Genomic DNA, 11,266 nt, shown 5'->3' with positions numbered 1-11,266 from the left:
GCGTATAATCGTCGGCAGCGTCAGATGTGTATAAGAGACAGCCCTTCTGGAGGCCGAACGCGCGCTCGGCCGGCTGGCGGAGGTGGTCCAGGACCCCGCACGCCGGCGGCGGCTGTGGGCTGACGCGGCGCGCCGGGAGTCCTGCGCGGCGGCGCGGCTCGACGGCGTGGCGGTGGACCCGGCGGACTTCCTGGTGGCGACCATCGGCACCGACCTCGTCCCCACCGCCGGGCGGGGAGCGGCCCAATCGGTCCGCGCGCTGTGGCAGGGCGCCCTGTTCACGCAAGGCGTCATCGCCGCGCCCACCCGCCATGTGGGAAACGCCCGTGCGCCGCTGCCGTCCGGCGGGGCCGCCGCCGACGCCTGGCGCGCCGTGGCGGAGCTGGAGGCGGGATCGGATGCCCGCTTCCCCTTCCCACCGGATGACGACGACGGCGACGCCGCGTCCTTCGCGGACGACGCGCCTCCGGCCTGGACGCTGGGCTGGACGGAGGCGCTGTGGCGCTGCCTTCAGGCGGAGGTGTCGGGGCGCGATCCCGGACGGCTGGCCTTCTCGGCGGACCGGGAGGCGGAGGCCGCCACCCTGCTCAAACGTCTGGACCATGCCGGCGACTCGCCGGCCCTGCTGGGAGGCGTGGGCATGCTGGCCGAACTGCTGCGCCCGGCGCCCGATCTGCGGATTCCCGCCTGGGCGGTGCCCTCGGCCCGGCTGATGGGCGCGCTGGCGGTGGCGCGTTGCTGCCGGGTACCGAACGTCTGGCTGCCGATGTCCGTCTCCCTGCACGCCGACCGCACGACCGCCGGCCTCGCCGCCCGCGGGCGGGAGGAGGGATGGCGGCTGTGGCTGGCCGACACGGTGGCGGAGACGGCGCGGCGGGAGCGGGAGCGCGCCCTGTCCCTGGACCGTACGGCGCAGGGCTGGCAGCAGCGGGTGGGGGCCAAGCGCCGCAACTCCCGCACCCCGGACCTGTTGGAACTCCTGTTCGAGGAGCCCGCCCTGACCGTGCGGCGGGTGCAGAAGCGGCTGGGCAGCACCTTCCGCGGCGCCCAGCTTCTGGTGGACGAGCTTTTGGAGGCCGGAATCCTGCGCGAGGCGACGAACCGCGCGCTGGACCGCGTCTTCATCGCCGTCGATCTGGTACCCTGACACCCGCCCGGACCGGTGCGATCCGGTTCAGGCGATTCCCGGCGCCCGCGGGAAGGCCACCACTTTTTCATAGTCCAGCGGGTTGAAAAGCCGTTCGGGAGTAAACGGACCCTCGAACCGCCCTTCGATCAGATCGTTGCGGACGTAGAAGCCATTGGCTCCATACAGCGCGCAACCCACCAGGGTGTATCCCTTTCTTCCAGCGAGTTGCGCCATTGATGTCAGCGATGCGCCGAAATCCGTCCGTCCGGCGCCCCATCGATAGTCCGGGTCATAGGACATGATGTACTCGGCGCCCGGCGCATGGCAGTGATTGTGCTCCAGACACACCACCCTGGGATTGACGACGTTGATGGCCTCGAAAACGTGATAATCGTTTCCATCAATGTCGATCGACAGGAAATCGATCTCCCCCCGGATGCCGGCGCCACCCCAGAATTTCGGTCGGCCGATCAGGCGGTTGATGTTTTCCCGCGTCACGTAGCGATCAACGAAACTCAGGGCGCCCTTCCTGATGCGATCCCGGAAATTCCATTTGATGCTGCCGACGTAATCGGGATTGCCCTCGATCCACAGACCGGTCCAGCCGGCTTCGAGCAACGCGCGCGTGTTGTTCTCGGTGCCTATTTCCGCGCCGAATTCGACGAACACCCGGTTGGTCGTGCCAATCCTTCGAAAGATTTCGGCGATGATGCCGTCCTCATCGGATTGGCTGAACAGCTTTGCCCCGTACCACTCCAGGCGCGTCCGGTCCCCGCCGGTACGCCGCATCCGGTCCTGCTCTAGCGACATCGTTTCCTTCCCGAAGCATCCCAGGGGCGCCAGACCGGACGCCGGATGCTCGGAAGCATAGAAGACCTTGCCCTTCGGCGACATTCCCGCTTTCGGATGATCGGCCCACCGAACTATGGCGGCTCCGATGCGGCCAAGCGCAGGGTGCTCAGATGTCGAAGTTGACGGGCAGGCCGCCGGTCGCCTGACGGTGGCGCAGGGCGTCGGACAAGGTCTGGTTGTCGAGCACCTGCGCGGTGGCGTCGCGCACCTGGACCATCAGCCAGCGCACCGAACAGGTCGGCGGGTCGATGCAGTCCTCGCAGGGACGGAAGGAATTCTTGCTGGCGCAGGGAATCGGCGCCAGATGCCCGTCGATCAACCGGATCACCTCGCCGAAGGAAATCTCCTCCGCCGGGCGCGCCAGACGGTAGCCGCCGCTCTTGCCGCGCTTGGCGAACAGCAGGCCATGCTTGCGCAGTTCCACCAGAATGGCTTCCAGGAACTTGCGCGGAATGTTCTCCCGCTCGGCGATTTCGGCGATCAGGACGAGTTCGTCATCCGTCCGTTCGGCCAGCATGATCAGCGCACGCAGGGCGTATTTGGCTTTTTGCGACAGCATTCGGTCCGGCACCGCCCCCCGCGGCGGAATGGGATAAAGATAAAGTGCACTCCATATAGCCGTGTTGCCCACGAATTGGTACCGGTTCTTGCCCTGGAAAACGCTGGCGCGTAAGGTCGTGCACGAATCGACCTCTGACCATTGATCATTGACCGGCGAAGGACGCGGCATGCAGACCATCATCGTTCCCGTCACTCCGTTCCAGCAGAACTGCACGGTGCTCTGGTGTCCGGAGACGATGAAGGGCGCCGCCGTCGATCCCGGCGGCGATCTTCCGCGCATCCTGCGCGCCGCCCAGTCCAAGGGTGTGACGCTGGAGAAGATCCTGGTCACCCACGGCCACATCGACCACGCCGGCGCCGTCGCCGACCTTGCCGACGAGTTGAAACTCCCCGTCGAGGGGCCGCACCGCGAGGACCAGTTCTGGATCGACGGCATGCCGATGCAGAGCCAGATGTTCGGCTTCCCGCCGGTCCGCTCCTTCACGCCGGACCGCTGGCTGGAGGAGGGCGACACGGTGACGGTCGGCAACCTGACTCTGGACGTCCACCACTGCCCGGGCCACACGCCGGGCCATGTGGTCTTCGTTCACAAGCCGAGCAAGATCGCCATCGTCGGCGACGTGCTGTTCCAGGGCTCCATCGGCCGCACCGACTTCCCCAAGGGCAACCACGGCGACCTGATCGAGTCGATCCGCAGCAAGCTGTTCCCGCTGGGCGACGACGTGACCTTCATCCCCGGCCACGGCCCGACCTCGACCATCGAGGAGGAACGCCTCTACAACCCCTTCCTCAACGACTGACGGCGGGGAATGGCCGACCCGGACCCGCCGGACCGGCCATCCTTTCATCAGGCCCCCGTCTCGATGGACAGCGCCATCGGCGGCGGGTTGGCCAGCGTCTGGTAGACGACGCAATAGCGCTCGGTCAGCTTGGTCAGAGAGGCGATGCGCTCCGCCGGTTCGTCGGTGTCCAGGTCGAAGCGCAGGCGGATGGCGCGGAAGCCGACCGGCGCGTCCTTCGCCACGCCCAGCGTGCCGCGGAAATCCAGGTCGCCTTCCGCCGACACGGTGCCGCCGCGCAGCTTGAATTCCAGCGCCGTGGCGACCGCCTTCAGCGTCACGCCGGCGCAGGCCACCAGCGCCTCCAGCAGCATGTCGCCGGAGCAGGCCTGCGTGCCCGGCCCGCCGGTCGCCGGATGCAGACCGGCCTCCACCAGCGCCCGGCCCGTCTCGACCTTGCAGGCGATGCCGGAATCGTCCAGCGCCCCACGGGCCTTCAGCGTCACCACCGCCGACTCCGGGGCGTCCTTGTACTTGTCCTTCAGCGGCGCCTGGAGCGCGCGCAGATCCTGTGCATCCATGCCCGTGCGTTTCCTCTTCGCGGTTCGGGTTCTTTATTGTGCGACCGGCGGATGATGGACCGCAAACACCATCCCGGCAATGCCCAAAGCGAAGCCCAGCTCCGCAGCCGGCGCCACTGGCCCGCCCCGATGTTTTCCGCTAAGACCGGCGGCATAAACATAATGAATGGGAAGGGAGTTCTCCCCGCCATGAAACGTCGTTCCTTCCTCGCCAGCGCCGGGGTCGGTCTGGCCGCCAGCACCGTCGTCGCCGCACCGGCCATCGCGCAGAGCCAGCCCGAGATCAAGTGGCGCATGGCGTCGAGCTACCCCAAGAGCCTCGACACCATCTTCGGCGGGGCGGAGCTGATCGCCCGCCGGGTCGCCGCCGCCACCGACAACAAGTTCCAGATCCGCACCTTCGCGGCGGGCGAGATTGTGCCGGCGCTCCAAGTGCTGGACGCGGTGCAGAACGGTACGATCGAGTGCGGCCAGTCCGCCGCCTATTTCTACATCGGCAAGGACCCGACCTTCTGCTTCGACACGGCCATGCCCTTCGGCCTGAACACGCGCCAGCACATCTCCTGGATGATGCACGGCGGCGGGCTGGAGTTGATGCGGGAGCTGTTCCGGGAACACAACATCCACAACATCCCCGCCGGCAACACGACGGCCCAGATGGGCGGCTGGTTCCGCAAGGAAATCAAGACGGTGGAGGATCTCAGCGGCCTCAAGATGCGGGTCGGCGGGCTGGCCGGGCAGATCATGGGCAAGCTGGGCCTCGTCCCGCAGCAGATCGGCGGCGGCGACATCTACCCGGCGCTGGAGCGCGGCACCATCGACGCGGCGGAGTTCGTAGGCCCCTACGACGACGAGAAGCTGGGCTTCCACAAGGTCGCCAAATACTACTACTCGCCGGGCTGGTGGGAAGGCTCCGCCCAGATCCCGCTGATGATCAACATCACCGCGTGGGAGCAGCTTCCCGAGTCCTACAAGACGATCCTGGAGCAGGCCTGCTGGGAGGCCAACACCTGGATGATCGCCAAGTACGACGCCGTCAACGCCGCGGCGCTGAAGCGTCTGGTCGCCGGCGGCGCCCAGCTCCGCGCCTTCCCGCGCGAGGTCATGATGGCCTGCGAGAAGATCGCCAACGAGCTGTATGACGAGCTGTCGGCGAAGAACCCGCGCTTCAAGAAGGTCTACGAGGCGTGGAAGCCCTTCCGCGACGAGGAGCGGCTGTGGTTCCGCGTCGCCGAGAACAGCTTCGACTCCTACGTCTACTCCCAGTCGGCGCAGCGCCGCTGAGGAAAGCACGGCCCTGAAAGAGGCACGGCCCCTCCCCTTCCTGGCGAAGGAGAGGGGCCGTTTTCTTCACGCGGTCAGTGCGAAACCGCGCCGGCCGCGCCCAGGCCGGTTTCCGAGCGGATGTACTGGTACTCGTAGGCCTTCGCCTCCGCCGCCGCCCGTGCGCTGCGGTCGGTGACCGAGAAGAGCCAGGTCGTCGCGAAGGCGATGACCATCGAGAACAGCGCCGGATGCTCGTAGGGGAAGATCGGCGCCGGGAACTTGAAGACGCTGACCCACACGGTCGGCCCCAGCACCACGAAGGCGACGCAGCTCACCAGACCGGCGAAACCGCCGATGAAGGCGCCGCGCGTGGTCAGCCCCTTCCAGAAGATCGACAGGATCAGCACCGGGAAGTTGACCGAGGCCGCCAGACCGAAGGCCAGACCGACCATGAAGGCGATGTTCTGGTTCTCGAACAGCAGGCCCAGCGTAATCGCGATGACGCCCAGCGCCAGCGTGGCGAGGCGCGACACCCGCATCTCCGACGCCTCGGTGGCGTTGCCCTTCTTGATGACGCGGGCGTAGAGGTCGTGGCTGACCGCCGACGCGCCGGCCAGCGTCAGGCCGGCGACCACCGCCAGGATGGTGGCGAAGGCGACCGCCGAGATGAAGCCCAGGAAGATGTTGCCGCCGATGGCCTTGGACAGGTGGATGGCCGCCATGTTGCCGCCGCCCAGGATCTTGCCCGCCGCGTCCAGATAGGCCGGGTTGGTGCCGACGATCACGATGGCGAGGAAGCCGATGGTCACCGTCAGGATGAAGAAGTAGCCGATGAAGCCGGTGGCGTAGACGACCGACTTGCGCGCCTCCTTGGCGTCCGGAACCGTGAAGAAGCGCATCAGGATGTGCGGCAGCCCCGCCGGGCCGCACATCAGCGCGAGGCTGAGCGACACCGCGGCGATGGGATCGGCCATGGCGGCGCTGGGGCGCAGGATGGCGGCGTTCGCGGCGTGGGCGGCGACGGCCTGCTGGAGCAGCCGCTCCGGGTTGAAGCCAAACTGCGCCAGCGCCAGCCCGACCAGCACGGTGCAGCCGCCGAGCAGCATCACCGCCTTGATGATCTGCACCCAGGTGGTCGCCAGCATGCCGCCGAAGGTCACATACAGGATCATCAGCACGCCGACCATCACCACGGCGTAGGTGTAATCCAGGCCGAACAGGAGCTGGATCAGCTTGCCCGCCCCGACCATCTGCGCGATCAGGTAGAAGCAGACCACGGTCAGTGATCCGACCGCCGCCAGCGAGCGGATCGGCGTCTGGCCCAGCCGGTAGGACGCCACGTCGGCGAAGGTGAAGCGGCCGAGGTTGCGCAGCCGCTCGGCGATCAGGAACAGCATCAGCGGCCAGCCGACCAGGAAACCGATGGTGTAGATGACCCCGTCGAAACCCTTGGCGAAGACCATGCCCGACAGGCCGAGGAAGGCCGCCGCCGACATGTAGTCGCCCGCGATGGCCAGCCCGTTCTGGAAGCCGCTGATGCCACCGCCCGCGGTGTAGAAGTCCGACGCCGAGCGGGTGCGCTTGGACGCCCAATAGGTGATGCCCAGCGTGCCCGCGACGAACAGCAGGAACATGGCGATGGCCGTCACATTGACCGGCTGGCGCTCCACCGCGCCATCGATGGCGGCGGCAAAGGCGGACCCGGCCGCCAGCGCCGGCAGCAGCGCGGCGGAGGCGGAAGCCAGAAGACGCGCGGCGCTCATCGGCCCACCTCGTTCAGCAGGTCGCGGTTCATCGCGTCGTAGCGGCTGTTGGCGCGCAGCACGTAGACGCCGGTCATCAGCGAGCAGAAGACCGTGATGACGATGCCGGCGGCCAGCCCGACCGGGAAGGTCATGCCCTCGGCCAGCGGGCGCGCCATCAGGTCGGGCGCCAGCGCCGAGGCGAACACGAAGGCGTAGTAGACCGCCAGGACGATCAGCGCCAGCCGCCAGCTGAAGCGCGCGCGGCTCGCCGTCATCGCGGCGAACTTCGGGTTGGACAGCACCCGCTCGTAAATCTCGTCGGACATGGTTTTTATCGCTTTTTTCTTGGAACCCAGGCATTGCGCATCGCAGCAATACCTTGGGTGCATGGCAGCAAAAAAGCGAAATTAAATTTCTTATAGCACAAAATGACGAAAGATTCGCTCGAATCCGTTCTCATTTAACCGGATAACAGTTGATCATTAGCCGGAAGACGGTTGATCCTGACGTGCAGAATGCGACAACGGGTCGCGCTGCGATGCAACATGAGTCAACACTGTTATCCCGCCGTCCGCCCCTTCAGCCGGACATCCTTCAGCCGGACATGGATCAACCCGCTGCCGGTGGGGTCGGAGCGATCGGGCTTGACCATAGCCTCCAGCAGCTTCTCGTCGCTCGACCAGTAGGGCACGTACCACAGCCGGTCCACGTCCATGACCAGCACCCGGTGGTTTTCCGCATCATAAGCGCCGAGCGGCGCGATGTGGCCCACCGTGGCGTCGCCGGTCAGCGTGCCCTGGTCGTAGGCCAGCAGGATGATGTCGCTGTCGTCGCGTTCGTTCTCATCGAGGATGCGCCGCAGCTCGCCCAGCGTTTCCGGCGACGTGTCCTTGGGACGGAAAACCTCCACCGTGGCATCCAACCCGAAGGCGTCCACCGACCTCTGGACCAGCCCGGCGAAGTCGGCGAAGGACACGCCGTCCCCGTTCTCCGCGGTGGCCGCCTTCCACACGTCATCGTCCACCTCGTTCAGCACCCGCGCCTGGGTGACCAGCCGGTTGGACGAGAGCGGCGGCAGGCCGCGCAGCGCGTTGATCATCATTGCCACGCTGGCGACCGAACAGGCGCTGCCCGTCTGCTGGGCCGTGTAGTAGGGCATCATCGCCCAGAAGTCCGGCGCCCCGGCCCGGCGCAGATAGTCGCGGTCCTGGGTCATCGGCACGGCGTCCGGCCCGAACTTCGGCTTCGTCTCGCTCTGCGCGTCCTGCGCCGCGGCGGGAGGACCGGCCAGACACGCGAAGGCGCACAGGGCCAGCAGAACCGAGCGGAACGGTGCCTTCATCACCGGCGTTTTCCTCGATGGTGTCACGGTGGATGCCTCTGCCGGCTCTAGCCGGACGGGGTGGGCCTTGGCGGAAGGCTCTGCGGCACCAGCGCCATGCAGTTCTGCACGACCCCGGCGCAGGCGCCCAGCGATGACGCCCGGTAGACCAGCTGCTCGACGGCCCCGTTCCTCAAAGTGAAAGTCGCTTCGCACCGGTTGTCCACCACGTCGCCAGCCCGTGGAGGATAGTAGTCCCACGGGTCGTAGTCGAGCCCGCGATGACGCCAGCCGGGATAGCCCCACGGATATCCCCATCCATAGCCGATCGGCGGCGGTGGCGGTGGCGGTGGCGGAGCGTAGTAATCGATGGAGCCCGCGCGGTAGGTGAGGAACTCCAGGGCGCCGCTGGTCGCCTGCCGGTGCGGCACGCCCGCGCAGGACAGCAGCGTTCCCTTGGGCATGCCGACCAGCGCGCTTTGGGCGGCCAGCGCGACGTCGGCTCGGGGATCGGCGCACCCCGCCAGTCCCCCGGCCACGGCGAGCAGAAGGACGGTGGTGGACCGCCGCAAGGCGTGTGGACGCGGGAGCACGGGCGGAGCCTCCTTCCCCGGGGACCTGTCCCGGAAGAACAAGCCTCCGCCCGCTTTTGATCCCGCTTGCGCCCCGTCCGGGCCGGGGATCAGGCGTCCCAGAAATGCGGCATGCCGTCCGACGCCGTGTAGCCGCTGTGGCCGATCATCGCCCAGTCCAGGTCATGGATGCCCATGGCCAGGGCCGGGGAGTTCGCCTGCAGCGAGTAGTCGCCCCAATAGGGGTTGTTGAACAGCGGCTTGCCCGTCACGTCGTTGTCGCCATAGCGCGGCACGTTGTGGACGAGGTTGCCGTCGATCACCGGGTTTCCGGCGGTCAGCAGCTCCATGTAGTCGTCCAGCGGCAGCGTTCCGCTGATGACGTTGCCGGTGATGGTGTTGTTGCGCGGCAGGCCGGGATCGCCGTGCTTGGGCGCCCAGCCGACGCGGATGAATTCCTCCGCGTTGCTGGCGATGATCGAGAAGTTGTTGGTGACGAGGTTGTTGTCGCCGCCGTGGATGTGCACCCCGGCCAGTCCGGTGTCCTTCAGGAAGTTGCCGGTCACCGTGACGCCGCCGGCCATGTCGTCCAGATAGATGCCGAATCCCTTGTGGTTGGTCAGCCACTGGTCGGTGTTGCTGGTCGCCAGCCCGCCCACGCTCTCCACCCAGTTGCCGCGGATGATCGTGCCGGTGTCGACGCTGGACCGGCCCAGCACCTCGATGCCGCCGCCGTCCGCCGTCTCCAGGTTGGAATTGGTGACGCGGTTGTATTCGATGACGTTGTTGCGGTTGATGTTGGTGGAGTCCCAGTTCTTCAGCGAGATGCCGTAGCGCGCGCTGGAGTCCACGTCGTTGTGGGCGATCAGGTTGTTGTCGACCCCGGTGCCGATGATCCCGGCCACACCCTTGCGCACCTCGCCGACGTGGGAGATGTCGTTGGCGTAGACGGTGTTGCCGTTGCTGCGCCCGTCCAGCTCGATGCCGTTGACCGCCAGATGCTCCAGCGTGTTGCCGCCCACCAGGTTGTTGGAGGACGCCGCGGTCAGCTTGATCGCCGTGCCGACGTTGAGGAAGCTGTTGTTGCCGATGCTGTTGCCCGACGCCCCCTTCAGCTCCACCGCGTAGCCCCAGGTGGTGGTGTTTGTGAAGCCCAGCCCCTCGATGGTCACGTCGCTGCTGCCGTTCAGGCGGATCAGCGTGCCCAGCCGCGCCACCTCGACGCCGTCCTGCGCCAGGGTGGCCGGGTTTTCCGGCTTGAACACCAGCGACTTGTCCGACGCGCGCCACGCAAACTCGCCCGCCTGGTCGACGAAGGACGGGTTGTTCAGCAGCTTGTAGGTCGTCCCCTCGGCGAAGGGCAGCGAGGTGCCGTTCTTCAGCGTGATGGTGCGGGTGGCGTCGTTGACTCCTGCGATCTCGGTCAGCGTGTCGGACAGCCGCTCGGCGTCCATCAACTGGATCTTCATGCCGGCGACGATGTCGCCCGACGACATGTCGCCGGTGTGGTAGCGCACCGACCAGCCGCTGGGGCCGCCGTTGGCCGCATCGGCGAAGTACCAGCCGGTGGTGGTGGGGTTGTCGGCGTCGACGATGCCCTTGCTGGCCAGCGTCTGGCGCACGCCGCCGATGGTCAGGTCGAGGTCGGTGGCCTGCGACAGCTTCGCGGAATAGATCCCGTTGCCCTCGCTGACGATGTTCGTGACCTTCTCCGCCCCGTTCAGCACCGGCGTCTCGCCGGGATAGTTGCGGAAGCTGTGGCCGCTGTCGGCGCCGGTCAGCTCCAGCGTCTTGGTCAGACGGTAGGTGCCCTCGCGCACATAGGTCGTGTCGACGTCGCTGTCCCGCATGGCGTCGCGGGCGCGCTCCAGCGAGGCGAAGGGACCGTCGGTGCCGTCGGCGTTCGGCGCGGACAGTTTGCCCGACCACGTGTCCTTGCCGTTGGCCGCGACGTAGAAGGCCGGGCCGGACGGCGGCGGCGGGGGCGGCTCGGCCGGCGGCTGGAACAGCGACGCCGGGGCATCGACGTTCAGAGCGCCACCCCAGAAAAGCCCTTCCTGCCCCTTCACCACGTCTTTTCCATCCACCGCCCCCTTGTCGTAGGTGACGATGGGGTCGGTCGCCGCAACGGTGTGGCCGTTGATCGACACCGACTTTACGTACAGGTTGCGGTCCTGCCCGTTCACCACGGAATCGTTGTCGTAGTGGATCTGGATCTTGTGGGCTTCCTTGGCGTCCAGATCGACCGTGAAGCGGAAGGGTTGCGGGTCGCTGGAGGTGGCGCGGCCCTCGCCGACCACCTTGCCGTCCACCAGCAGCTTGAAGTGCGGCGCCACCCCGCCAGCCGACTGGCCCCAGGCGGTGACGACGATGTCGGTCGGCGTCAGCGCCTGGGGCCAGTCGCTGTCTCTTATACACATCTGACGCTGCCGACGATTATACGCGAGTGTAGATCTCGGT

The 11,266-nt window shown here is 67.1% G+C and carries 12 protein-coding genes; 3 read left to right on the top strand and 9 right to left on the bottom strand.

Translation table 11 applies throughout. From position 1 onward, the window contains the following. Positions 1–204, bottom strand: a 204-nt coding sequence (locus Q4I23_RS24970; protein WP_498528009.1) for a hypothetical protein, incomplete at its 3' end; no start/stop codon positions are given. On the opposite strand from Q4I23_RS24970, the gene Q4I23_RS24965 reads away from it, so the two are divergent. Beyond that, entirely contained in the window at positions 194–1,147 is a 954-nt protein-coding gene (locus tag Q4I23_RS24965) for a hypothetical protein (protein WP_498528008.1), read from the top strand. The two genes, Q4I23_RS24970 and Q4I23_RS24965, sit on opposite strands and share 11 nt — an antisense overlap. 27 nt (positions 1,148–1,174) lie before the next feature. On the opposite strand, the gene Q4I23_RS24960 is transcribed toward Q4I23_RS24965, so the two are convergent. Further along, the gene (locus tag Q4I23_RS24960; RefSeq protein ID WP_454017195.1) at positions 1,175–2,023 is read right to left on the bottom strand and encodes a class I SAM-dependent methyltransferase; all 849 of its coding nucleotides are present in this window, start codon (positions 2,021–2,023) and stop codon (positions 1,175–1,177) included. A 64-nt stretch (positions 2,024–2,087) separates the two neighbouring features. Continuing rightward, positions 2,088–2,540: an RrF2 family transcriptional regulator gene (locus Q4I23_RS24955; protein WP_014198135.1), complete on the bottom strand. Its 453-nt coding sequence runs from the start codon at positions 2,538–2,540 to the stop codon at positions 2,088–2,090. Positions 2,541–2,709: 169 nt separating this feature from the next. Between Q4I23_RS24955 and Q4I23_RS24950 the strand changes: the two genes are divergently transcribed. After that, on the top strand, positions 2,710–3,342 hold the full coding sequence (locus Q4I23_RS24950) for an MBL fold metallo-hydrolase (RefSeq protein ID WP_498528007.1): 633 nt from the start codon (positions 2,710–2,712) through the stop codon (positions 3,340–3,342). Between the two features lie 47 nt (positions 3,343–3,389). Here Q4I23_RS24950 and Q4I23_RS24945 read toward each other — a convergent pair whose 3' ends face one another. Beyond that, on the bottom strand, positions 3,390–3,902 hold the full coding sequence (locus Q4I23_RS24945) for an OsmC family protein (protein ID WP_498528006.1): 513 nt from the start codon (positions 3,900–3,902) through the stop codon (positions 3,390–3,392). Between the two features lie 189 nt (positions 3,903–4,091). On the opposite strand from Q4I23_RS24945, the gene Q4I23_RS24940 reads away from it, so the two are divergent. Next, the gene (locus tag Q4I23_RS24940; protein WP_454017198.1) at positions 4,092–5,186 is read left to right on the top strand and encodes a TRAP transporter substrate-binding protein; all 1,095 of its coding nucleotides are present in this window, start codon (positions 4,092–4,094) and stop codon (positions 5,184–5,186) included. A gap of 74 nt (positions 5,187–5,260) precedes the next feature. Here Q4I23_RS24940 and Q4I23_RS24935 read toward each other — a convergent pair whose 3' ends face one another. The 5 genes from Q4I23_RS24935 to Q4I23_RS24915 form a co-directional block, all read right to left on the bottom strand. After that, positions 5,261–6,931 (bottom strand): cation acetate symporter, encoded by a 1,671-nt coding sequence (locus tag Q4I23_RS24935; RefSeq protein WP_498528005.1) that lies wholly within the window; start codon positions 6,929–6,931, stop codon positions 5,261–5,263. Beyond that, the gene (locus tag Q4I23_RS24930) at positions 6,928–7,239 is read right to left on the bottom strand and encodes a DUF485 domain-containing protein (RefSeq protein ID WP_014198129.1); all 312 of its coding nucleotides are present in this window, start codon (positions 7,237–7,239) and stop codon (positions 6,928–6,930) included. Before Q4I23_RS24930 ends, Q4I23_RS24935 begins: the two co-directional genes overlap by 4 nt. A gap of 233 nt (positions 7,240–7,472) precedes the next feature. Next, positions 7,473–8,255: a phytochelatin synthase family protein gene (locus Q4I23_RS24925; RefSeq protein ID WP_498528004.1), complete on the bottom strand. Its 783-nt coding sequence runs from the start codon at positions 8,253–8,255 to the stop codon at positions 7,473–7,475. A gap of 47 nt (positions 8,256–8,302) precedes the next feature. Next, positions 8,303–8,827 (bottom strand): hypothetical protein, encoded by a 525-nt coding sequence (locus Q4I23_RS24920; RefSeq protein ID WP_498528003.1) that lies wholly within the window; start codon positions 8,825–8,827, stop codon positions 8,303–8,305. Between the two features lie 89 nt (positions 8,828–8,916). Further along, positions 8,917–11,266 (bottom strand): carbohydrate-binding domain-containing protein (locus Q4I23_RS24915; protein WP_498528002.1); only part of this gene is annotated, 2,350 nt, incomplete at its 5' end.

It is taken from the genome of Azospirillum sp. UFLA03-27, from assembly GCF_059803775.1.
This window is presented reverse-complemented; position numbering and strand designations above follow the sequence as displayed.